The sequence below is a fragment of the Hahella sp. NS-SX17 genome, assembly GCF_057367735.1.
In genome coordinates this window covers 2,174,922-2,198,788 of record NZ_CM170632.1, presented here as the reverse complement: position 1 = coordinate 2,198,788, position 23,867 = coordinate 2,174,922, and the positions used below count along the sequence as shown (strand labels likewise).

At 46.9% G+C, this 23,867-nt stretch carries 15 protein-coding genes and 2 pseudogenes; 5 read left to right on the top strand and 12 right to left on the bottom strand.

The window, feature by feature from the left end; translation table 11 throughout:
* Positions 1-42 precede the first annotated feature (42 nt).
* Positions 43-294 carry a helix-turn-helix domain-containing protein gene (locus AC2IBB_RS09975; protein ID WP_486332723.1) on the top strand — a complete coding sequence of 84 codons (252 nt, stop codon included), beginning with the start codon at positions 43-45 and terminating at the stop codon, positions 292-294.
* A gap of 524 nt (positions 295-818) precedes the next feature.
* Entirely contained in the window at positions 819-1,358 is a 540-nt protein-coding gene (locus tag AC2IBB_RS09970; protein WP_279505124.1) for a hypothetical protein, read from the top strand.
* 735 nt (positions 1,359-2,093) lie between these two features.
* On the opposite strand, the gene AC2IBB_RS09965 is transcribed toward AC2IBB_RS09970, so the two are convergent.
* The 3 genes from AC2IBB_RS09965 to AC2IBB_RS09955 all read right to left on the bottom strand — a co-directional run bounded on the left by AC2IBB_RS09965 (position 2,094) and on the right by AC2IBB_RS09955 (position 6,292).
* Positions 2,094-4,010, bottom strand: coding sequence for a hypothetical protein (locus tag AC2IBB_RS09965; protein WP_486332722.1), 1,917 nt, complete (start codon positions 4,008-4,010; stop codon positions 2,094-2,096).
* 310 nt (positions 4,011-4,320) lie between these two features.
* Positions 4,321-5,721, bottom strand: a complete 1,401-nt coding sequence (locus AC2IBB_RS09960) for a DEAD/DEAH box helicase (protein ID WP_486332721.1) — start codon at positions 5,719-5,721, stop codon at positions 4,321-4,323.
* Between the two features lie 16 nt (positions 5,722-5,737).
* A complete protein-coding gene (locus AC2IBB_RS09955; protein ID WP_486332720.1) occupies positions 5,738-6,292 on the bottom strand; it encodes a hypothetical protein in 555 nt (184 codons plus the stop codon).
* 172 nt (positions 6,293-6,464) lie between these two features.
* Between AC2IBB_RS09955 and AC2IBB_RS09950 the strand changes: the two genes are divergently transcribed.
* Both AC2IBB_RS09950 and AC2IBB_RS09945 read left to right on the top strand, forming a co-directional pair.
* The gene (locus tag AC2IBB_RS09950) at positions 6,465-6,671 is read left to right on the top strand and encodes a helix-turn-helix domain-containing protein (RefSeq protein WP_486332719.1); all 207 of its coding nucleotides are present in this window, start codon (positions 6,465-6,467) and stop codon (positions 6,669-6,671) included.
* Positions 6,672-6,703: 32 nt separating this feature from the next.
* Positions 6,704-7,420, top strand: a pseudogene (locus AC2IBB_RS09945) (IS3 family transposase); the annotation flags it as partial.
* 1,415 nt (positions 7,421-8,835) lie between these two features.
* Here AC2IBB_RS09945 and AC2IBB_RS09940 read toward each other — a convergent pair.
* From AC2IBB_RS09940 to AC2IBB_RS09920, 5 genes are all read right to left on the bottom strand, one after another.
* The gene (locus tag AC2IBB_RS09940; protein WP_486332718.1) at positions 8,836-9,453 is read right to left on the bottom strand and encodes an imm11 family protein; all 618 of its coding nucleotides are present in this window, start codon (positions 9,451-9,453) and stop codon (positions 8,836-8,838) included.
* 239 nt (positions 9,454-9,692) lie between these two features.
* Positions 9,693-10,097 (bottom strand): hypothetical protein, encoded by a 405-nt coding sequence (locus AC2IBB_RS09935; protein ID WP_486332717.1) that lies wholly within the window; start codon positions 10,095-10,097, stop codon positions 9,693-9,695.
* Complete coding sequence (locus AC2IBB_RS09930; RefSeq protein ID WP_486332716.1) at positions 10,064-10,672, bottom strand: hypothetical protein; 609 nt, start codon at positions 10,670-10,672, stop codon at positions 10,064-10,066. The genes AC2IBB_RS09935 and AC2IBB_RS09930 overlap by 34 nt, the downstream gene beginning before the upstream one ends.
* Before the next feature lie 29 nt (positions 10,673-10,701).
* Entirely contained in the window at positions 10,702-11,496 is a 795-nt protein-coding gene (locus AC2IBB_RS09925) for an immunity 49 family protein (RefSeq protein ID WP_486332715.1), read from the bottom strand.
* Positions 11,497-12,637: 1,141 nt separating this feature from the next.
* Entirely contained in the window at positions 12,638-13,075 is a 438-nt protein-coding gene (locus tag AC2IBB_RS09920) for a hypothetical protein (RefSeq protein WP_486332714.1), read from the bottom strand.
* A gap of 353 nt (positions 13,076-13,428) precedes the next feature.
* Between AC2IBB_RS09920 and AC2IBB_RS09915 the strand changes: the two are divergent.
* A pseudogene (locus AC2IBB_RS09915) lies at positions 13,429-13,551 on the top strand (transposase); the annotation flags it as partial.
* Positions 13,552-13,581: 30 nt separating this feature from the next.
* Here AC2IBB_RS09915 and brxL read toward each other — a convergent pair.
* From brxL to pglX, 4 genes are read right to left on the bottom strand one after another with little or no spacing between them, the layout of a single operon-like run.
* Positions 13,582-15,621: a protease Lon-related BREX system protein BrxL gene (brxL, locus tag AC2IBB_RS09910; RefSeq protein ID WP_486332713.1), complete on the bottom strand. Its 2,040-nt coding sequence runs from the start codon at positions 15,619-15,621 to the stop codon at positions 13,582-13,584.
* 29 nt (positions 15,622-15,650) lie between these two features.
* Positions 15,651-18,275, bottom strand: coding sequence for a BREX-1 system phosphatase PglZ type A (gene pglZ, locus AC2IBB_RS09905; protein ID WP_486332712.1), 2,625 nt, complete (start codon positions 18,273-18,275; stop codon positions 15,651-15,653).
* The gene (locus AC2IBB_RS09900) at positions 18,272-20,200 is read right to left on the bottom strand and encodes a DUF262 domain-containing protein (protein ID WP_486332711.1); all 1,929 of its coding nucleotides are present in this window, start codon (positions 20,198-20,200) and stop codon (positions 18,272-18,274) included. The genes pglZ and AC2IBB_RS09900 overlap by 4 nt, the downstream gene beginning before the upstream one ends.
* The gene (pglX, locus tag AC2IBB_RS09895) at positions 20,197-23,856 is read right to left on the bottom strand and encodes a BREX-1 system adenine-specific DNA-methyltransferase PglX (RefSeq protein WP_486332710.1); all 3,660 of its coding nucleotides are present in this window, start codon (positions 23,854-23,856) and stop codon (positions 20,197-20,199) included. Before pglX ends, AC2IBB_RS09900 begins: the two co-directional genes overlap by 4 nt.
* Between the last annotated feature and the right edge of the window lie 11 nt (positions 23,857-23,867).

The window sequence follows — 23,867 nt, the reverse complement described above, 5'->3', positions numbered from 1 at the left end:
ACTTATAAGTTACATTACGTAAGATGCTGCGCAGGTGATCGAATGTCAACCAATACAGAAAAATTTCTGGTCGAGTTTGGTCAGAAAATGAGAGACCTAAGAAAACAGAAAGGCTTAACCCAAGAAGAAGTTGCCAAAGCCTGCGGATTCAAACGCCCTTATCTAAGCGATATAGAAAGAGGAAAACGGAACATTTCCGCTCGAAGCTTAGTTATGCTTGCGAGCTTTTTGGGGGCAAAGCTGCATTTCTCATTGGAACTCGACAGACCTAAAAAAGCGAGCCGGCAGACCTAAACAACGTTATCATGTAATGACGTTAAGCCAATGCCAGAGCCTCCATATTGCAACGACCTATAAAGCGCTGATTCTACTAAGGGGGGGGGCAATGCCTTATTCCCGTCGAAAGGGGCATGGCGCTTTGGCGGAAAAGCGACCCAGAAAAAGAAGGGAGTAATCATTGAACAGACCAGCGCCGCACACAACCAACCAGCCCTGAAATGCAGTACTTAGATTTCCATTCTACCTAGTATGTTAGTACGTGCAGAATACTTTCTAAAGGCGCACCTCAAACATAAGCAGATCAAAAAACCTCAATCGCATTTACTATCAAACTTTAAGAATCACCACTACCGGTTACATATCAAGTTAGCATCAAGTATAACTGCATATATCATATATCCGAACACTTCACATGCAGGGATGTTAGAAAAAATTCTTAGCACACTTGACTACGCACAAAAAAAACAGTTGAATTAGGCAGCCATTCAATTAGGCCAACCTAAAGGATTTTACGATTTACGATCAAAGGACGAGATTATATGACGGACAACGGATATTCCTACGAATCCTTTATCTTCTATCTAAACTACGCGACTTCAAATGGATTAATAAGCCATTACACCGCTAAAGGTCAGCGATATGCCGTCAAAAGAGTCCTAAGCACTTATTCTCCTGAAGCCTTACAAGACCTAAGAAAACTGAACGTTAAGGATGCCTGTGAGAAGTTTGCAAACGAACAATGCGACAATGTAAACACTAAGGCCAAGCAGGTATATTTAAGCAGATTCAGAAGCTCTATGAGAAGCTTCTTCGCCTACAAAAAAAACAACTCCACCCCATCTTCGTTGATAGAGAAAGATAATGAGTCCACCCCGCCAAATAAAGAGTTGGAGAAAAAAGTGGCAACTAAAGCCCCCCCTTCAGAGAAAGCCGACATGCACGTTGAAGATACAATAAGTCTAAACTTTCCACTAGGGAACAACCAGTTTATTCAAATTCTCGGAATACCCCTAACGCTAACGAAAAAGAAGGCAGATAAGTTATGCGACTTAATTCAAACAATACCAGAAAAAGAATGAAGAAAGAGGACTGGAGACCAGCCCTCTAAGCAGTAGAGAAATGGACTCCCACTCTCATTTTAGAGGAATGGGAAGCGCACTCCTATACAGCACGCAACTATATAGTAGTGGATTCTGATTTCAAGTTCAATCACTGGAGTGAGCTTCCCACTCCAGCCTAGGAATCTTCTATGAAAAATAGAATATATTTTTATCTGAGCAGAGCAACAGAGCCCCCCCGTAAATATAAAAATATTCAACAGATAAAAGGGGGGCAAAAACCATGAAAATAGCAAGTATCTTCCCTCTTTCAATTGTAGTATTGCTAATGATATTAGCATTACTAGTTTTTGCATCGATATTGTATTGGCTTTCGGACGATATGAGGGTTGTTTTCCTAGGTTTAACGCCCGCATCACTCCTTACATTATCGTTTGCTCGTCTTGTGAAGAAAGTCAGGGTGTAAAGCCGTCCTTCGGGTGCTTGATGTGTAGCACCCCCCGACCCTACCCAACAATAATAGACGCCCCGTTAAGCGAGCAAATTACGTTAGCGCAGGAAAACACCCGTCTGTAGCACAAGTTGACTGACAGGTGGAAGAGCTTCCATTGTTACTGCCCCGACCCAGCAACGCCCTTCGGTCGCTACAGCATTTCAGGCGGTATTTGAGACTTTGCCGCCTTTCATTGGGGAGGGGACAACATCATCGGTCTCAACCTAGACCTCCCTCCCCCTTGCTAACGTTAGACTTAGAAGCTAAAGAGATGGTTTAAAAATAGGGCTGTAAAAAACCTTGTTCCCATCCAGATCCAAAGTCTTAAAACGGACTCTATAGTTCGCCTGTGGATTCCAACTCCAATTGGCCATGACTAAAATGGAGTTAGCCCCGCTCTCTTGGGCAAGTCCCGAATGCAGGTTAGAGATGAGAGTATCGCCAACATACAGGTCCAAACTGACACGACTGTCTATCCCGCGCCAAAACCAAATAATACTTAGTCTTTCGCCGCCACTGGAAACCGGGGGCGCTATAACCATCTCCGGCTGTTTAAATGCGAACGGCTCGCTTAGACTCATTATATTCGGGTTCTGGTTATCGCGGACACCGACTTTGAATAGCCCAGGCTGATTATAAGTGACATTCCAATTCAAACGATTGAGGCCATCGTTCAAACCGCCATCGCGAGATATAGTGGCCACCTGCATTTCATCATCGGCCCTGACCAATGCGACCGTCGCACGACGACCAGGCTCAAAGCATTCAGCGTTCCAGGAAATCGGCAAATTCTGCCCGGGCACAACGGGTCCCACGAAACTAACATTACCAATACCACTGTCACACGTCTCTTCAACGCCCCAGGTGGCAGTAAGGTCATAGGCAACCCCGTTCAATACCCCTAATTCGCCAGAGTACTCTGTGTTATTCGCGCCACTGGTATCGACAGTAGTCGCATTCTCAACGCTTAAATACCATTCGCCTTCACTCAAATTATCGAAAGCCAAGTCTTCGAGACCGACATCAATAAAGCTCTTGTCTGCGTTACTGGCAAAGGCTGGCTTATCTTTCTTCAAGTATAGATTAAAGCGATAGCCTTGCTCACGGTTTAATTCGATACTCAGGTACTTTTTACGATCGTCATCCACTCTGAACTTGAAGTGATGGTACTGTTTATCGCCGATTTTTATGTAACTGGGATCATGATAGCCCGTCTCTTCATGCATATAACGGATTTGACCATTTTCCAATTCACCTTTGATACGGACTTTGGGCTCATAATTCTCATCCAAGCTTTTCCGGATCGCGAGTGTATACATCGCTTCTGTTAATGCTATAGCTCTTGGATCGTGACTGAGCTCAGGGTGTCTTCCACTGAGAACCAACGTTCCTCCATGGGGATTATCCGGATCTTTCCAGGACCAAATCGCTGGATGACCAGCTGCATTTCCCTGAATCTCTACCCCCTCAGGGTATTGATAGTTATATGGGTAGCGACTTGAAGGTGACTGCATGATGTAGCCACCTCCTTTGCTCCAAACATTCGGGACTTCACCAAAGCCAAGATAATCCGTAAATAGGTCTTTTAGGTTTACAGTAGCGCTAGTGTCTGGCAACTTGTATGTTTGCCCCGGATACAAGCTCAAGTGCCCAGGGATGCTTCCCGCAATAATGGCGCCGGCGCAAACCCCAACATATCCTCCCCCATTTTTTACGAAGTCCTGGATATGCTGCGCGCCTGAGCGGCGAAGTGGGCTGAAATTAGTATGTAGAACTTGTGAATGATATCCACCGCCTCCATTACCTGAATTGCCAGCCAAAAAAGAAGCCATCCCAATACTCAGCATTCGATATCGAGGAGCCCCATCTGGGTACAATAAACGGCCATTAAGATCAATATTTGATCCGATAAACTTTTGTTTAAACTCTTCCTTATCCTCTTCATGGTAGGCTTTATAGCTCAATTGCTCATAGGATAAGCCCAGAGAATCAAAGTGCCGGACTGGAGGCGCACTTACACCAGGGCCAGCATTTATCAGAACATCTTTATAAAACCCTTCTCCTGGTGGGATGGGTTCATTAGTGAGTTTATCCGCTGCGGAATGACCTGCGAATAGCAAGGAGGAAAGAAACAGCTGCAGGGGTAGTCCAGCCTGGGTTTTATAAGAGCGTACTTTCATAGTTATTCCCTTCATGAGTAAAGCCATAGAGACGAGAGCCGGCGGTTTTTATAAACACTTACGAAAAGCCTGCTCCAACAGAGTTCTTCTGCGCAGTTTCAGGAACACCACAAATCACTTCTAGTCGTCACGTTCTCCGCCACACACCAATGTGGAACAACCAACAAACCAAGGGTGACTCATTACCTGATACCTCATACTCTATGACTTAGGACTTCGCGTAGCTTGTATAAAGCCTGCATAGCCTGTCCAAAATCGTTTGCCGTACAACAGTCCAAGATAATTGTCGCCGAACATCTATCTAAATCATTCAGTTCAAATAGTTTTGTAGAAGGCTTATAACCTCACTTCGATACCGCCCATACACCCCCAGACTCTGGTGGTAGCCGCTCTGGAGACTCGGTTCACTAGCAGAAGTCAGACTACCCGCCATCAGCTCCCCTAGGGCTGTTGGGGCAGGATTATTACCAACAACTGGCTCTCCCAACTCCTGCCCTTGTGGGCTTTCATCCAAAAAAACTGGTTCTACTATTTGCTTTCGTTTGTGAACCACTGTTACTTCAGGCAGGTCCTCAGCTATTCGTTTTGCATAGCTAACTAAAGTTGGCTCAGCAAGCATGAATAGATAACCTTTTAAGTCCCGCGAATTTTCCCTACGTAAGACTCGCCCTAAAATTTGTCGATAATGCAGCTCCGTTTTTATGCGAGTTAAGTGACAACATACCTGTAACCGTGGAATATTCGTTCCCTCACTGATCATTCCAACGGACACAATCCAGGGTATATCTCCGTTCTTATACTGGGTAATAAGTGAAGCGGACTCGGATTCCTGATAAGTTACCAGAACCACTGGCTGCCCTGTTTTCAACTGAAGATAATCCCTGACACATTCAGCATGGGATACCGAAGAAGCGACAACGAGCCCTCCAGCACGGGGGTTAACTTTACGGAGCTGCAACAGCTTCTCTTGGGCAAGCCCTAGTAAACCTTCCAAAACGGAAGGATGTTCAATCAGCTGATGGTATGAATAGCTGGAGTGGGCAAGAAGCTCCTCTATGTTAGTAAAAACTTTAGAAGGCCCTTTTTCAGGCATCCACTTAATGCAGTCGTTATCTACCACAATAATTTGAGGCAAACGACAAACCCCATCATCAACTGCAGATAGCATTCCGTAGGTGTAGTCGCACCGAATTTGAAAGCTTTCATCTGAGTACCGCGACAAAACAATTGGGAGCTGATCAGAGCGCCAAGGAGTTCCTGTTAATGATAACGTATAAGAAGCCCGGCCCCTGATACGCTGTAATATGGTCGCTCCCCAAGCATTGGCATTATTCATTTCACTTCCGGCGCAGTGATGAATTTCGTCGAAGATCACGAGTACACGGTAGTCCTCAATGATCTTCCATAGTTGAGGGCTTATAGTTAGCATGGCTTGATAAGTCATTGACCAACCCCGAGACCCTATTTGGCCATCAAATCTGGCGCTCAAACGGTTTTCCAAAGCCTCTCGGAAATCAAGCGCAACCACAACAGACGGAGAGAAGCAAAGAACATAGTCAACCATACCTGCCATAACCATATGGTTTGCGACTTCAGTTGCTAGTACGGTTTTACCCGCCCCAGGTGTAGCGAGACACAGATAATGCCGGTGAGATCGATAGTGCTCAATCGCATGCTCGAGACAGTCACGCTGCCAATGACGTAAATTCATGGATGGTAATGACTTATCAGGAAACGGCTAAAAGCGCCTCAAGCGCTTTTACCTTTCCTAAAATCCTTGAACTCTGATCACGTACGCTATCGTACCGGCTTTGTAACTCGGACTTTAACTCTGGAAAAGCCTCATAAAGGGCTTCATATTCTTCCGACTCCCCAAGACTTGTTAATAAGTCCACGCGGTAGCCTTGTAACCTGTCGAGTAGCTGTTGCTTCAAACTATCATTAGCAGAAGAGGAAGTTGATTCTGCATAGTCCTGACTATCAGTAATGTTGACAGAAAGCGGAACTTTTTTCTCAATTGCGAGTTCACGAAAATGCTCCGTTTTCTGATAACGATGCTCACGACAGTTTTCAGAAGAAGAAATCTTTTCTAACAGGCCATGCTTCAAAAGACGCAGTATCTGACGATACACAGTACGACGGGCTTCTATTTTTGATAAATTCAATACGCTCGATTTTTCCCAATAAGCGTTACGCAACTCCGTGACTGTAAACCGATCAAAACCAGGGTCACACAAGACATCAGCGATATCGACGTCGATCTTTATTTGGGACTGATTCATAACTACCTTAGATAAGCTTTCTCATGACGCTTAATACAAGCACTTCTTCAATGTCTCGAATTTCGAGACAGTCTACTATGTCTCTAATAATGAGACAATGCGCCAATCTAGAAACTCAATTGCCTATGAGACTTTGCGAAACTGGTTAAAAAACAGACGCAAGAACTCTGGAATGAACATTCGTACACTAGCTGAAAAGCTTGGGGTGTCGCATAGCATTTTGGGAAAAATCGAAGATGGCAGCCGCAAACTAGACATCTTTGAGTTTGTTGAAATCTGCCAAGCCTTAGGCTTAGATCCCCAGCAAGAGATGGGTGTAATAATTAGCGCTTTAAAAGCATCCTCTCAAAGATTGGGTTCACGGCCCAACGCCTTTTGATGCTTCACAATGATTTTAGAATAGCGCACTCAATAGTTGTTAGAGCCGCCTTTGATAAAGCCAAAAAGCGTAATGGGGCGCCCCGGCTGACCAAAGACCTGGCGCAACAGGGAGTTCAGGCTAACCGTAAAACGGTGGCCAGGAGCATGCAACGCTTGGGCTTGAGAGCGAAGGCGGCCAGAAAGTTTAAGGCCACCACTCACTCTAGGCATAGCCTGCCTGTAGCGGAAAAACTTCTTCAGCAGGACTTTAATGCAACGGAGATAAATCAAAAATGGGCGGGTGACATCACCTATTTGTGGACGGAAGAAGGTTGGCTGTATCTAGCCGTCGTGCTGGACCTGTTCAGCCGTAAAGTCATAGGTTGGGCGATGAGTACGCAAATGAAATCGGAGCTGGTCTGCGACGCCTTGCGGATGGCGTTGTGGCGCCGGCGTCAGCCCAAAGGGGTGATCGTCCATTCAGATCGAGGTTCCCAATATTGCTCAGAAGCCTATCAGACGCTGATTCAGGCGCACGGGCTTCGTTGCAGCATGAGCGGTAAAGGCAATTGCTATGACAATGCCTGTGTGGAAAGCTTCTTTCACTCCCTGAAAGTAGAAGCGATTCACGGAGAGCGGTACGCAACCCGACAAGAAATGCGTGAAGCCGTGTTTGAGTATATCGAAGTGGATTACAATCGAACCCGCCTTCACAGCGCAAATGGGTATCTCAGCCCAGAGAGTTATGAAGCATCGAAAGTCGCTTAATGGCGTGTCTAATCTTTGTGGGCAGGATCATGAAGGTGTATAGATAGGTTTTCTTGCTCGAAGGAATGCACATGTCCGGCCGATTGAATATATCAATGACTCTTGCATATCTCACCCCAAGTGAAAGACGCTTGTGCAAGCCGTTAATAGTTTCCGCAAGAGCGTTGTCGTAGCAGTCTCCTGTGCAGCCAACCGAGCCCCTCAGCCAACAGCTCAGCGCACTTGACCGACAGGTGCTAGCTCTTCGATCACCATGAAAAGACCATCCTTTGGCTTTACTCTTGGCCACAACGCCAGCCCCATGATATCAAGCACAATATTCGCCTGTGGTCTAATGGCCACATTACCCTCTAAAAAGCTGCAGCCTTGGATTCAAACCAAAGGTACAACCGATTTGAAACAAGTTTATAGACAGTAGCGATAACAACGGCTCTGGCAAAGCGAAACACGAATGGAACGAGTCGGTCTGCTTATTGACTGTCATGCCAGCACAGATCGCAATAACAAGTTCAAAATTAGCAGCTACCTGATTACTGCTCACTGGATCTGCATTGTGATTGGAACATGCATCCGCCTTTATAAAAGGCCCGTTTGTAAGCATTAGACATAGACACCTGCCGATACCAAATCGCACCGCATTTGCCTTGGCAGTGTGGACAAGATCTTGTCATGGCAAACCCACCACACTCGACGCAGTCTAGCGTAAAATATCCCCGATCCCAATGTGACTGGCATGATGTGCATCTGTCCAATACTAATAGGCCTCTAGCGAACCAACGACTATCTCCATTCTGACATGACTAGTTTGACGTTAAAAGATTACTATCGCACGAAGGAACAGATATAGGTAACTCCCTTTTACGAACCTGACCAACTCTGGCCTGCCGGATTCACTGCCCCCCTCAGAAAAAGCATCGTGCCTTCCCTACCAAAGCTATCACAAGATCATTCCCATTACCTGACTAATAAAGCTCGTCCACAGTGTGCCAACAAAATTGGAGAGAAAGCTTGAAAGCAACATCAAGATGTGGATATGACCAATACTAGGCACATGTTCGTACGTGGCCAGAAACTGCTCCTATATATAAAATCGATTATTGTCCGTCAGCAATACAATCGCCAAACCCGACTGTGGAGTTTCATGGTACGTGGCAAAGCTTTGTTAACGAGAAGTGGCGCTGGAATAGATTATTTATCGAGACTACGCTGACAAAATAACTTCGATAATGTTAAGAGATCGACCGCAACAATCGACGATTGTTGCGGACGCTAGGAGATGCACCTCCGGTCGAATACGAAAACTGCATCACCCAATACCGGAGCGATTCAAGGCCATATCACCAACTACGGTTGAGCTGGTTTATAAAGTACGGAGTGCTACAGGAGGTCCGCCCTCACTATCCAAGCATCTCGAATCAGGTTTTACCTATTAACTCTCTTGCCTCATCCTTATAAATAGACGTCACTTTAGATATAAAGGTATTCGTCATCGACGGTTTTAGCTGAGATAAATAATACATCAAATTCGAGCTTGCAAAATACCGGCCAGGCTCTTCTTTTAGACGGAATAAATCAGGTGCAGCTACCGCCTTCCGCGCATCAAAAATCAATCGATCAATTGCCAAAACTTCGTCATTGTAATAGCGAACCTCGGAAGATTCGTAGTCAAGCACATCCCAACTTCCAAGCGGATTAACCAGGTAGTAGTCTTTACTTACCAAACGCCTTTTGTGGTTGTGAATCCACACCTGCAGATATTCAATTTCCCCCATTTTGAGCCCCGCCATCACCTCTTGATAACGCTTACTCACCATCAATACAGAGTGAGTATTGCCAACTACATCAGCCAAAACCTTACCAGGCTCTCCATGCTCCATGTAGACATTAGGCTCTTTGGTTAGATGCTCACTAATTCGCCCCCTCCCAAATACCAGCTTATACCGCCAAGGCTTCACTTCTTCAGGAAAAGGCTTACGAAAAAACGCCAAGTCAGGATCTGAGCGAGTCGAAATTTTTAATTCATACCAATCCATAATTACCTCATTGCGATATCACCAAATTAACTAGCATCAGAAGATAAATAAGACTATGAATCAACTTCTCTTAAAGGCCACTAAAACACCCTTTATGACTGGAGACCAAGACCAATTCGCCTTCAGCTAATATCCTCATGTATCTCTATTTTCTCCACCACCAGATTCACGGGGGCAGGATTCATGGCCTGTAGCGCCTCTAGCATTCTCTGGCTGATGACGTAGGCTTGGGCCATTCCTTATCTGGAAGGACCCGCCAGCCACGACGTTGCCGTTCCCCAAGCCATAGAGCGCGAGTTTTCCCCGTTAACGTCGATAACGACATCGCCATGGAAAGACGAGACGCCAGCGTTGGTCATACGCCAAGCGTTAGGCGTCGCCTCTTCTTCTGATTTGTTCGCTTGTTCGCTTGTTCGCTTGTTCGCTTGTTCGCTTGTTCGCTTGTTCGCTTGTTCGCTTTCAGGCTGAAGCTTATTCGGGAACGGTTTAAACGACGCACCAATGATTTTTGATTCAGGCGAACTTGCGCGCGCTTGAACGCTTCGATTGGTTTCAACCAACACGCAGGCAGCCGCTTCCCCAGGGATCATGCCGGCCGCATTTTCCGCCGTCAACAGACGCGCCTCTTCATCCAGCTGCGACACGCACAGATACTCCAGGAAGAGTCAACGCCCAACAGAATGGCGCGTTCATAAGGGCTGGCTTCCAGGGAACGCTGAATAATCCTCATTGCATGCGCCGCCCCTGTATGGCCAATTCGAACAAACCCTTGCGAAGGCGTAGACAGAGGTAGATCCAGGCTTTCACTCAGCGGCTTCAGGCAGTATTCCCGCAAGAGGGCGTCTACCAGATCCGCTGGCCAATGAAATCGCTCATAAGTCATTTCGGGAAGAATCCAAATAAGCGCCGTTTGCCGCCAAAATGCGTGATCCCTGGTTGGCAGCTTTGCATAGGCGATCAGGTCTTTCATCGCGATACGCGCCAATCTCAACCATGCCGCATTTTGGACATACCCCTGCGTTAGGGTATGCGCCGGCGTTCCCGGAATAGGCGCACTCATCTCATCTGGGTCATAGGTGGTAATACCTGACACGGAACCAAACCTGGAAATTCCGCAGCGCACCGAGGCGCAACTGTTCTTTACGCCATAACCCACACTGGACATCATTCCCAGGCCAGTGATCCAGAGTGGAGTATGCTGACCGTGATTCTGAATCATTAAAACCTTCTCTGTGCTGTGCTGCGCTATCAGGTCAGCGACCGGTAACTGGGGACGACTTTCCATTCATCTTTCTGAGGCAGTTCCGCCATGCGAAGAAGTCTGGCGGTAGACGGAGCCAGACTGACTTCTTCCGAAGTCGCCAGCCCCTGCCGCTCAGCCAGGATGAGCCACGCTAGAACTTCAGTGGAGACATGAGCTGTTGTTGCAGCTTTAGCAGCCACATGGTAATCCATGCTGTCGGCGTCAATCCTCTCTATATCGTCCAGCCGCTTTTGAATACACTCCTTCAATGCCTCATCGAAAGCGTCCTGATCTTTATCCAACAGCGCCTGACAGAGTGTATAATGGGGGTCGTAGTTATCATCGCTATATCCAGAAAACTCCTCCAGCCTTTCCTCAATCCGTTTCGGGTCAGTCTGCAGGTAGAAGTGCTCCATCAATATGCGAGTGTAGAGAAACTCTTCCTCATACTCTTTCTTCGGATTGAACTTATTCGTACTCAATTCCGCAATCCTTCGGGCGCCCTCTTCATAACCACAGGCGATCGCATCGAAAAAGGGCAAGGCTAAAGAGACGGCTTGCTCCTCTTCTGGAGCCCTCTCAAGGAAGTAGATAAAGGCGTTTGCACTATGGCAGAGTTGCTTGTAGAAAGGCTTGGGGCTATCGGTAATCAGTAGTTCTCCCGCCGCCAAGCGACGAAATAGCGTACACGTGTATGTATAGTTCCGTAGCTTGGGCTCTTCCTTGAGGAGCTTCGGAACGAAATCCTCCAGCGACATCCCGGTATTTTTGATCGCGATGGGAAGGTAATAAGAAGGCATTGCAGGTTTCCTGTTGGTTATATATTCACGCCCATGTGGGGGCGACTGATTGCTCACTCACCCGGATAGATCGCGTAGCTGTTTCGATTGCCGTAACACGGGGTCATTGATATTGAGCTTATGACGCAATGCCAAGTTCATCCATCAACCACTGTCGCACCTGAGGGGGCGTTCGACGATGGCAGAGCCCGCTCCAAACGGCTTGCGCACTATATGATTGTCCCCCTCGATATCGCAAAGACGGATCAAACCGACTTTCATTTTGCACCAGCCATTCTCGCCACTGGGCCGGATCCTGACAAAGCTGATCGACCGTAACGCCGAACTCCGTCCCTCTGGGTGTTTGTCAGAGAGTAATAAAGTTGTTAACTAGCTATTAGACTCTGAAGATGTCCTCCCACCAATATCTTGATCCTACCCACAATTTTAGGGCGATTCAGTCTGCTTTCCGCTTTGAGCGCAGACGCGCCGCCACATTATCTAAAGGCTTGACCCGTCCAGCTTCCACATCAAAATTCCCAAGCGCCAGTGACTCCTGAGTTTCTTCGAAAGACGCGATATCTTGTAGAACGGCTTTGGCTTAACCGTTCTGAGTAATAACCAAGGGTTCGCGTTGCTCGGCCAGGTTTCTCAACACTTCGGCGGCGTTGGCCTTCAGATAGCTGATGGGTTTGACCTGAGATGAGTAGCGCATGGCTTGATCCTCGGACTTATAAAGGACTAAAAAATAGCCCTTATTCAGTCTCCACACAAAAATGTGGTCGATACATTGTCACGCCGGTTTAATTGCTGTTGAGCCTCGCTTGGACTTTAATTATGGCAAATTCATCATAATTAAAGTCTGGGTTGTGGACACTCTCCCACAGCAACACTAGTTCTAGTAAAAAGGGGCCAGTACGTATACTCAAAATCACTCGCCTTTACATTGAGAAGCACGTAAACCCATGGCAAATGCTCCGCCATTCCATGCTCCCGAAGCTATTGGACAATATCGCCGAATTGGCATCGGGCCGGTTTACAAAGTGTTGAGGGCCATACGACCGCTTGAAGATGGGGATTGATTGATGATGATTGAGATAGTTGAAACAAGTGAAATTGTCGAATACCGATACTCACGCCTCATCCTTGATCCGCTTGGGAACTAGTGCTGAACTGGGATAGCCCCAAATAAGCAGAAATTTACACTATCTGCAGCGATACTGAACATGTTTGTATCGTCGAAATTACTAAACGTATAACCACAAGTGACGACCATCAGGCTACTATCATTCGATACTGTCACGAGATCAAGGGGATACACGATCACATAGTCCTCTCCCTTCATAGAAAAGTCACTGGCGGAGAGGGGAATGTCGTAATCTTCCTGCAACGCTCGACGCAACTCGTCATGCTTCTTCCTCTCTGTTTCCTTGTAGGGTGCGAATAGGTCATCAGCGCAAGCCCCCTGAAACAGGCCTTCGCTTTGGGCTTGCAATATCAACTCCCGCGCTTCTGCACTCTTTAGTGACCGCCGTGAGAAGGCTCCTTCAGGGAAATTGTCCAGCTGAACATGCCAAAAAGATAAAAATAACTTTGTCATGGTTTTAGTCTGAGTAGCGCTTTATTACCTGATCTTCGTGAATGACAGAGAGGCCTTTACTTTATTCTAGCGCCAATTGTTGGTGTTTTCCCACAAATCAGGCCTCATCTACTGGGCAAGGCGTGATGGCAAAACCTTCTATGCGTTTGCTGATCCAGCAGCCCGCCCGGCGACATCCCTAAGAGAAGTCTTAACTGCTTCTCAGAAAGCTCTTCAAGCTGTTGCCTGTCTGCCAAGTGATGTCTCTCGTAGATCTGCGGCTCAATTTGATGAACCAGCACGTTGTGTAGTGGTCTAATTATCTCAGACACCGAGTCAGGTGGTACGATCGCCACCATATAGAGAGGTGTTCAATGACCAGCAACCAACGTTCCTTTTCACCAGAGTTCAAACTAGAAGCCGCCGATCTGTTGCTTGATCAAGGGTATACCTTTTCCCAAGCCAGCACCTCACTCGATGTGGGAGAGAACGCCCTTCCACCCCAGGTTTCATTTTGACTTTTGGCGTTAATCCACCCCAAGCGCCTTGAACACAGCATCCACTGGATCGGCATAGAAGCTGGTTTGGAATTTGGTGAACAGCTCAGCCGGTATCGTCGGAATGTCTACTGCACTACTCATTGGCAAAGCAACCTTCTTGGCGCCAGCGTCAAAAGCGACTTGCAAGCACTCAGCAAGGCTCTCCACCGGAGTAACGGAGCCGCCCAGACTCATATCCCCCAACACCACCATCTGGTTCTGGGAAGGCTTACCAAGGAGGCCTGACGCAAAGGCAACGAGACTGGAGAGCGCCAAGTGGCTAAATGGCCCAGTGTTCTGAAGTTCGACGGCATGCAAATGGAAATCATGTTCACCTACTTTGCTACCACCGCTGATTCTGGATGCGTTCGCCTTGAAGTAATCGAAGGCAATCTTCACCTGCTCTTTGGCTGCACTGGAGTTCCATAGACCAGATGTGGCCAGCTTGCCGGAACCTTTCGTAACCTGAAGCTCCAGTCTATATAACCCAGGCATCCCTTTATTGCTGAGACCAATCGTATGAAGAACTCCAGGCTTACCAGGGCCTTCCGGGATCAGGCCTCCCCCACCCTGCTCTTTGACTGAGACAAAGTGTTCTTCCAGCGACTCATTGTCGATGTAGCTGAAATGAACATCGTAGAACTCCATGCCACCAATCTTCTTGAGCTGCTCCTTAACCCGGCGTCGTACCTGAAGGGCGTACTCCAGGCACTGACGGACATCCTCTTTCTCAAACTGTCCATGCGGGAATAGCAGTTTAAGTAGCCCGGAAACAGTCTTGCGTACCGCGATCACGTCACGCTGATTCAGATTGTTCCCGAGCTTGAAATATTTCTCGATGGCATCAGCGAAGCTGCGCTTACGCATTTCCCGATAGAACTCGGCCAAGTAGTCGACAATCAAACCGTAGCGATTGGTGAAATACTCTGGACGCATCTTTGGGATCTCCCAACCTGGAATATAGGCATGGAAGCGGTCAAAGAATGCAGAGTCGATCATAGCTTCTGGAAATGGCGCCAGTAGATGACTAGTTTTCACCAAGGACTCAACGCTCTGGTTGATGTTGCCCACAAACACCATAGAGGCAGAGGCCTCCATCTGTTCACGACCACGGGCAAAGGAGCCAGAAGCCATATAGTCTTTCATGATCTGGACACCATCTTTGTCCTTGAAGGAGATACCCGCTACCTCATCGAAGGCAACCAGGTCCCAAAGCCCGACCAAACCAATCCGACGTGAACTCATGTTGTAAAAAAGGTTGGCCACGGTAGTCTGACCACCGGAAACAAGGATGCTGTTTGGGGAGCATTCTTTGTAAATATGGCTTTTACCTGTCCCACGTGGACCCAACTCACAGACGTTGTAGTTGTTTTCAACGAAAGGAATCATCCGGGCCAGAATGTGCCTCTGCACATCGATATTCAATGACGCAGGCTCCATGCCGACCGACCGAATCAAACACTCGCGCCACTGGTCCGTTGTTAAAGCCGCTCGCCCCTGGAAGAGTTCGTCCATATTCATGTTCGGCATCTGGATTGGCTTGAGCAGCGTTACCCCGAACGGAGAACCGGTCTGCCCCTCTTCGTGGTAATAGCTCAAAGTGGCAATGACCCAAATCCCCCCCACCAGTAGCTTTTCATACTCCCTGACGATACCAGAGGATATTTCAGCATCTTTAATTCCCAAGTTGCTGAAGGAGGCTTCATACTTATCCCTACGCTCATTCAACCTCACTGTTACCCGGTCGATAACCTTATACGTACCGCGCTCCTTCACCAGCGACTTAACCTTTTCGGCTTCATCCGGTCGGACGTAATTCTCAGCCAATACTGTTTTGACGTTTTTCAGCCCCTGCTCGATGATCTCTGGATCATCAGAGGCGCAGTACATGCCAAGCAGGTACTCGAGCACATAGACCGGGACATTGGCCCCCTCTTTAATGACCTTCGTGAGATCCTTGCGAACAACACGACCCGCAAAGTGCTCATTCAGCAATTGATCTAGTTCTTTATCGTTTACGGATACCATACTCGACACACTCTATCGTCAAATCGCGGTTAAAAGAAGTCATCGGTAAACGCCAGGTCGATGGTGACCTTGTAGCGCTCCATCTCGGTATTCAGATCCTTATCCTTGAGCACCAAGAAGTAATCCTTCTTCCGATCGAAGTCCGTCCCAGACAGGGAGAGTCGCACCGGTTTAACTCTCTCTGTCACCGAATCGGTTGCAGAGTCAAATGTAATTGTTTCCTCACTGGACACTTTTCTATCGCCATCAAAAATAGCCACCGATACCGTTATTGGCGTAACCAGATCACTAACCACCTCAGTCTGCATCAGGTCAAACTTCTGGATGTTATTCACCATCTTCAGGGTGGATTTGGTAGAAATGACACCCACTTTGCGCTTAGTGCGCCTCTCAGCTTTCTCACCACGAAGCTGTTTGACAGTCAGCACCGGAACAACGATCTCTTGAGGCATGATCCCTCCATGGACAAAGCGCGAACCACCCACAAAGTGAAATCGGTTGGCGCCCTTCGGCACCCAGAAATCAGTATCTGAGATAGTCCCGGCTGTTGCCTTGGTAGAGCCCTTCCAAGCTTCTTTTGTGCTTGGCAGACCAAAGCCCACCACATAGCGCTTTTTGTTCTTCAGGGCATTGGTTGGCTTTTCAGCCAGAGACGAGCGATCGGCAGCCTCCAGCTTGCTTTGCTGGAACAAGAACCCATGATCTGCCGTTATGAGCACCGTCGATGTGTTGAAGTGCATCAGGATCTTGCGGCTCAACTCGGTCAACTCCTCGATGGCGTGTTCAACGGCCATGAAAGTTTCAGATTCGGTGGATGAGGTATCTCCGCGGGCATCTATAACATTGTGGTAGACATATACCAGTTCCTGATCTTTGAGAACCTCCCGGCCTTCATCCCTAGACCAAGCCTTAACTGTTTCCGCTGTCACGGCCAGCCCCCCATGCGCTGCGAGAATCTTGGTTCTTGCTGCTGTGCCCTTACTGGACTGGCCATCCACAAACACGTCTTCTGACGCTGCTTCACGGTACTCCAGTGTTTTATGCGGTAAGAGGGAGGCCATCCCCAATGTCGTATAACTTGGGACTACGCCAAGTTGGGAAGATAGGGTAGCTTCAGAGTAGCGCTTGTCATTGATACGATCGCGAAGCTCAACTGCCGCCTCATAGCGGAAGGCATCACTGATAATGACCACCACCCGGCGTTTAGTTGCTTTGGAAAATAGCGGTTTCACAAGACCCTGAAAGAAATCCTGCTGATTGGGTATTCCAGGGAAGCGCCACTGAGAAAGACGTTGCTCAGCCTCGATTCGGTCACCCCAGTTCTTGGCCAGGTTGTCGATGTACCAATAGGTGTAACAGTTTTCCACTTCGTCATCGAGCTTCTTCAGGATCTCAACATGCGCACGCTGGGACGCTTCACAATAATGACGGTAGGCCATGTCAAAGCGGTATAGGTCTCGCTCGTAGGCCTTGTATAGAAACTCACTCGACTCGAAATGGAACCCGCTGTCATGCTGAATACGAAGGCTGAACAGGTCGATAGCAGCCTGCAACGCAGTGTAAACAGTGCGATACTTCCGGCGTGTCGTGTCATCTTTATGCTTGGAAGCCCAGTAACCATCCAAGCGGGACGCTATCATTGCGCGGAAGCGCGCCAGCTCTCCCCTGGGAGCATGAGGAATAGCCATTGCCAGATCGACGATGATCTTCTGCTCCACGGCTTCAAAGGTGATAACATCGCTGAGCTGCTCTGTATCGAAAGTGCCCACCTTTTCTTTGATACGCAGCGCGATCGCCACCCATCCGGACACGGCGTCGAATGCCTTGTAATACCGTGAGCTATCTCGCCAGCGTGAGAGTAGTGCTCTGGCTGTTGCTCGGGAGCTGACCGAAGACATCACCAGTTCTTGCGCCCAGCTTGGTACACCTCCGACGCTCTCGCAGAAACCTGTTACCAGCAGCCGAATAAAGAAATGTCCCAGCTTGAATGGAACTTCGCCCTTCAACTCTTCGACCGTAGCCGGATAGCCAATTTCAGACTTAAGTACGGCTACCAGTGCCGGTACAAGATCGTACTTTTCAAGTTCATTGAGTGAAACCGGATTGGACTCCAGGCCAAGGTCATCCCCTACCGCCTCTTCCGCCAGCGCCAGGATCACATGAGGAAAGTCACAGCTTTCCGCTTTAACCACGGAAGCAATCATGGCCATGTCCAAGTCAAACTCATCAAAGTCAGGTTGAACATAGCGTTGCAGTGCCATCAGTCTTGCTTTGCTGGCAAGGAATTTGTCTCGTTTGGCCAGGTGTTCTCTCAGGCTTTGTTGGTGCAGCCCAAGCTCATTGAAGATGATTGAGAAGCGATCAGCGTAGAAGCATCTGGAGTACAACTTGACGTCGAGCAACCAGTCTTTTTCTACATCAGGTTCCGCAAAAGGGAAGTACAGGAGATATTTACCAGCCTTATCTTCCAGCTCCAGTTTGAGTTTAGTGCCCAATGCTGATTCATTCGCCATGTTGAGGATCTGTACGTCCTCGAGAGACAGAGATACCAACTCATCCATGAATGACTGCTCTGGGTCATACCAGAACACTAGGCGATGATTCTCTTTGTAGAAGGCCTGCTCAAGGCCTCCTCGAAGCTGGCTCAGATTCATGACTGATCCCCTGAAGCAGAAACGTCGATGTCTGCAAGGTGGAGTAACTGCCCCTTAAACTCACTATCCCCTAATACGATATCCCAACGTTGCTCCATAAAACTCAATAAATCCAATCCACGCTTGAGGATTTGGGTTGGGGTCCACTCCGGGCACTGGGCTACTTCGTTTTCTGATACTGAACCGTTGTAATAACCAACGCCATCTCCGTTGTTAACTTTTTTGGGGAAACTATCATTTTGCAGGGCTGAGTTCTTTGAACGTGATAGTGGAAGCAAATTTCCTAATGAATGCGTCAAGTAATACTGTGTCCATTCATCAAAGTGACCAAACCGTTCTTTCCAATAGGGATCATCTGGAGCCTGTGGGAAAACATGCTCGAGAGTAACGTGATCTTTCTGGTTAGACCTTAAAACTTCCCATGAAAGTTTATTAGTGGCTTGTTTACCTTTTCCTTTAAGCCATTGCTCATGTTCAAATAGGAAATACCTGACACCATCCCAGCTATAAAAGCCATTTCTTTCTAGCTCGTATTTTTCTTCAATGTGCGCCAAAAATTTTACTGGATCATAGTACTTAACAATCCATCGATTGATAGTAGCTATGACTTCATCAATGAATCGTTCGCCTGTCAATAGATCCCGAGACATACTGAAGAACTCAGTATCTCCTGTGTTCGCTCTTCTCTGACTTAGATTGAATAAGGTAAAGTTGTACCTTTCAGCAGATTTTAACAACTCTGTTATCTGCGTAGGATCTTGCTTAGAGACAAAAGCCGAAAGGATTAATGGTTTGAACGATCTAAAACTGAGACGATCCAACCTATCAAGCCACACCTTTTGAGAATCGGTCAAGTTATTAGACTGGACATAATATGGATTATGCATGTAGAACCAGTAAATGATCGATTGCTGTAGGCTTCGCACATAATCAGATATTTCTTCAATTCTAAGTGCATCTTCAGGTGACTTTGGATGTGTTACATTTCTTGCACTGAATTTATCATCAAGCAAGAATTTTATGTAATCATCTCCTTTTTTCCGTGAGTACTTAAAGTACATGGTCCAATGACTGCGAAGGAAAATATTATCGCTTAATGGAGCATCTGGGTTTTTCCCCAAATACTCATATATGGCCATCCATGCATCATTAATGTTTATTCTAAGTTGTTCTCGTCCATCGTTGTTCTTGAATAGCGTTGAAAGATAGATCAGCCTGTTTTTCAGAAGCTCCAAACTGGTTAGTGGCTTCCCACGATTATTCATCGTTTCAAAGGTAACAAAGACATCAACTTCTTCGTCAATTTCATACAAATTAAATTTAAGCTTCTGCGTAAGCTTTTTATATATCAGCGCTATTTCATCAACTGACATATCCTTCAGGCGATTTTTAAAGAAACTCTTTGCAAGGCTTAGGTTTCTCGTATAGAGAGTCTCCACAAACTGATTTGAGCCAGAGTGCTCACCAAATATCTTGGTCTTCATATACTCATCACTTGGGTCATCTTTTTCGTACCCAAATATGAAGCTCTGCTGGAGCTTATTGTCAGCCTTAAAGAATATAAACTGCTTTCGGATAGAGCTAATCGACTGATAGTTCAGCTCGGCATCTTTTGGGACAGATTCCAAGATGGCTTGCAGAAGAATCATCGAAGTAGTAAGTCGCTGCTGGCCGTCGACCACATAAAACGGCCTAAATCCAACGCCTTCTATTAACCAAAGATCCTTCTCCCATTTCTGATATAGCTTTGCTTTAACAGGCTCAAGAGTGATAACTCCTGTGTAATGAATTCGATCATTTTCAAGCTGAAGAATGTCTTCCCAGAAATCTTCGACCTGGTGTTCCTTCCAAGCATAACCTCTCTGATAGTCGGGGATGCGTAGTAGACGGCGCTCAAAAATATCGCTCAGGCTATTCAACTTCATGATAAAACCTCCGGCGCCTCACCGGTAATGGCTTTCACTTCTGCAAGCAAATCACCAAACTTGCCGTAGTTGACCTTTACGCCATCACCCAGATCCAGGCTTATTCTCTGGTCAGCATAGTGGCGTAACTTCTCGTCGAATTCGCTCAGCTCAGCCTGTTGCTTGTGCAGTTGGGCAATTTCCTTTTCAAGCCGCTTCACCTCCGCTGCCGAGCCGCTGGCTTCTTTATCGTTCTCCAGCTTTTGAGCATAGGCCGCCATCTTCGCTGTCAAGGGAATGACGTACTCAGTACGCATACGCGCCAGCGTACCTTCGTTATACCGGTGCAGATAAACCAGGCACTCGAAAGCCTTTTGCTTACCAGAGCTGAATAACCAGTAGATAGGACGTTTTTTGTAAGTCTTCAGATGATCTTTATAGAACAGGGTAGAAAGGTACCGACGAATCGTGTCCACCGACGATTCAGATTTCTTCGGTTTGATAGCGTGCAGGCAGAGGGACTCTGCTACAAAGTCGAGGTTTTCATTAAAGTGCTCCTCTCCCCAAACGACTTTGACAAACTCACGGAAGCGATTGGTTGCATCATCCGGGAACCATTCTTGATTAGTTAATGGAACAATCCCGTCGTCGTCTGGCAGGAAGGTGCTGAAGGCGGCTTCTGCAACCAAACCAGAAAAACCTTCGTTGCCTGAATGTGCGTAGACAATGCCTTCACGATCAAGAGAATAACGGCCAAAAATACAGCCTAGCGAATATGACAACAGTTCAACTATTGTGCTTGATTGATATTTAGCTTCAATGTCAACTTGTATCCCAAAACGATAAAATGGATTAGCATAAAGTGATATAGCCTCCTTTTTTACGTCCTCTTTTCCAGTAATTATTTGGTATGTTTTTGAGTAGTTGTAATTGTTTTCGGTTTCAAGTTTAGCTGCTTCATCAACCAATCGATCAGATGCACTCTTAAATAACTGGTATGCCACCGACAGTTTTTTATTCTCTTGAGAGACGGACAATAATTTATCCTTACGAAAGTCCCATGCGACCTCTAAACTATTCCAATCATCCATGAATATTTGCACAAGACGCTTTATGGCGGAAATATTCCCCCCCTGCTTTATTGGAAGCTTTTTTACTTCACCAACACCGTAGTGCAAAGTCGGAGCTATTAAATCTAGAATCGCCTGTGCAACTGTTGAGTTGAAAAGCCCAAGCACCTCATGCAGGTCTACTTTCTTTGGAAACGCACACATTCCGACGCTAGAGAAAAGAAAGCCTTCTCCAAAGTATCTTGCACCAAAGTCGTTACTTGAGATGTCCGACCAAGTAATACCTGGAATGAAAAAGTAATCCAAGCTAACCAAATAACGGGACCAGTGACCGCCATTATTTTTTTCTGTGGCTACCTTCTTTACTTCAACACCGTCATCATACCAATTAACAACATCCTCACAGTTCCCGAACCAGCGCCTAAATCCTCCACCATTATTGTAAGGGAACCACTTCTTCCCGGATTTTTTGGCCTCTTCTCTGGATGTAGATGTTAGACAAAGATTATTCAAAGATACTTCGTGCCAACAACGAACGAACTTCGCGTTATCTCCAGTGCCCATACCCTTTCTGGCGTCACATAAATCGTTTACCACGGGTGTATTTATAAAAGCTTTTCCAATACTTTCCGGGGCCCAGTATGCAAGAGGACTACCAGGTATTTTTTCGAAGTCTTTCTGCTTTAAAGATGAAAACGATTTTTCTCTATTAAAGAGTGCATCTCTTTTATCGAGTTCTGAACCTTCTGTTAGCCTAAAAAATGTAGGTTGATAGCTAGGTATGTATTCGTTACTGAAAACCCACGCTACAGTTTGAACAACCTCTCCTGAGATTTGTCCAAATGCACGCGGGCCAAAATGCGCCATCGTTACTAATGTTTTCGAGTGTAATACGTATTCTCGCAAGTCCTCGAAGCTAGACAAAAACATCCATGACTGCATGTTAACTTGTGCGTTAAATCCGCCTTTGCTTAAAAAGTGAAAAGAACGCTCCATAAATACCCCAAACAGGTCTCGCTTACTGTTAGGGTACGAGGTTTTAGAGAATTCTTTTAAGTCACCATTCATCCCTTTATCGCTCATATATGGTGGATTAGCCACCACAGCGTCATACCTCTGAGCCAACAATACCGCCTGATGGATAAAAGGTAGTAATTGGGTTGCTGCATATTTCTGCATCGAATCGCCAGTTTCTTCCAGCTCCGCGAGGGTAATGAACAGCTCCTTCAGTCCTTCAAGCTCATCATGAGGAATATCAATCAAAGAGCCGAATGTCTTAGCTTGCCTAAATCTTTCTAACGTCCTTTGAAGTAACTGGTATCGATTGTCTGCTGCAAAAGCACTCAGGTCCTGCTGCTCTGCTTCAAACAGTCCTTGCGATGTTCCACTCTGCCATTCTCCGGACAAGTTCAATGACCTCCATTGAGAAGGCAGATCTACATTGGAGCTTTCCTGTAATGACAAAACATTGAGTCTTATATTGCGACTAAAGATTCGTCTATCGTCCTCTCTCGCCAGCATCATCAACGCAAACCCTGCCAATTGTCCGGCACGATCATCTATATCTAAACCGAATAGATTGTTTTCGAGAATTAGTTGCGGAATATCGCGAGTTCGGTAACCGCGCTCTTCGTAGATGGCTTTTAATACTTTATAGGCTTCTACGAGTATGTGACCCGAACCCGCCGCCGGGTCCAGCACTTTTATAGATTCTGGCGCAATTTCTGAAGGCGTAATTGCCGCAAGCTGCGCCTGTACTTCAGACGTCTGCTCAGCAGGTTCAATGTAGTACGGCATTTTCTCTTTGAGCGGAGAATCGGGATACGTCTGAAGCCACTGGCGACCAACTGAGTTCTGAACTAGGTACTGAACAATCCAATTGGGCGTAAAAAGTTGTGTCGCGGCTGGAATATCCTCGCTCTTCACGACCTTGCCAATGACCTGATCTTTCTTCTCGGAAATATAGAACTGGTAAAGCCAGCCAATAATCTCGATATGATCCCAGTCTTCATCGGGAACACTGGCAACAAGATCACGAATCAGTGAATCGGTCTTGGTGAGATTTTCTGGCAACAGCAGCTCGGACTCATCTGCGACTGCCTCAAACAGAAATGGCATTGCTTGGTGCAAGGCATGGCACTGGGCCAGTAACAGCTCACGGTAAAGCTCTTCGTCTTTGGTACCATCAAGCTTCAGTTCTCTAACCTTGGCCTGGTCCAGTCCGGTCAACTCGACATCCAGACACTCTTCCAGTATTTGGGGCACACCGGCACTACCGTCAGCCGCGCTCAGTACCCGACGTCCGTGGTCAAGAAACCCTTTTCGTTCCATGTAACGAATTGCGCATAGACGGTTAAACCAGCTATAGGCCACATGCTCCATTACCTGGTCGAAACCTTGCTGCTCGATGCGCTTTACTAAGCGTTCACGAGGTTTGATAACCGAAGCCGGAAACGGTCTGTCACCAATCAGAACCAAGTCGCCCTTCTGCTCCGCAGGCTCAATTTTCTTTTTAGTGATCCCATATTTCGCAGCCTGTTTACTCATGGCCTCAATGAAGGCTTTCCGAGCTTTGGGTGCGTATTTTTTTACGTTGTTGGTGTTCATGTGATTACTTC

Excerpts from the sequence above, each read along its gene's own strand:
- AC2IBB_RS09975 (WP_486332723.1), top strand. The coding sequence starts at position 43 with ATGTCAACCAATACAGAAAAATTTCTGGTCGAGTTTGGTCAGAAAATG.
- AC2IBB_RS09970 (WP_279505124.1), top strand. The coding sequence starts at position 819 with ATGACGGACAACGGATATTCCTACGAATCCTTTATCTTCTATCTAAAC.
- AC2IBB_RS09965 (WP_486332722.1), bottom strand. The coding sequence starts at position 4,010 with ATGAAAGTACGCTCTTATAAAACCCAGGCTGGACTACCCCTGCAGCTG.
- AC2IBB_RS09960 (WP_486332721.1), bottom strand. The coding sequence starts at position 5,721 with ATGAATTTACGTCATTGGCAGCGTGACTGTCTCGAGCATGCGATTGAG.
- AC2IBB_RS09955 (WP_486332720.1), bottom strand. The coding sequence starts at position 6,292 with ATGAATCAGTCCCAAATAAAGATCGACGTCGATATCGCTGATGTCTTG.
- AC2IBB_RS09950 (WP_486332719.1), top strand. The coding sequence starts at position 6,465 with ATGAACATTCGTACACTAGCTGAAAAGCTTGGGGTGTCGCATAGCATT.
- AC2IBB_RS09940 (WP_486332718.1), bottom strand. The coding sequence starts at position 9,453 with ATGGATTGGTATGAATTAAAAATTTCGACTCGCTCAGATCCTGACTTG.
- AC2IBB_RS09930 (WP_486332716.1), bottom strand. The coding sequence starts at position 10,672 with ATGATTCAGAATCACGGTCAGCATACTCCACTCTGGATCACTGGCCTG.
- AC2IBB_RS09925 (WP_486332715.1), bottom strand. The coding sequence starts at position 11,496 with ATGCCTTCTTATTACCTTCCCATCGCGATCAAAAATACCGGGATGTCG.
- AC2IBB_RS09920 (WP_486332714.1), bottom strand. The coding sequence starts at position 13,075 with ATGACAAAGTTATTTTTATCTTTTTGGCATGTTCAGCTGGACAATTTC.
- brxL (WP_486332713.1), bottom strand. The coding sequence starts at position 15,621 with ATGGTATCCGTAAACGATAAAGAACTAGATCAATTGCTGAATGAGCAC.
- pglZ (WP_486332712.1), bottom strand. The coding sequence starts at position 18,275 with ATGAATCTGAGCCAGCTTCGAGGAGGCCTTGAGCAGGCCTTCTACAAA.
- AC2IBB_RS09900 (WP_486332711.1), bottom strand. The coding sequence starts at position 20,200 with ATGAAGTTGAATAGCCTGAGCGATATTTTTGAGCGCCGTCTACTACGC.
- pglX (WP_486332710.1), bottom strand. The coding sequence starts at position 23,856 with ATGAACACCAACAACGTAAAAAAATACGCACCCAAAGCTCGGAAAGCC.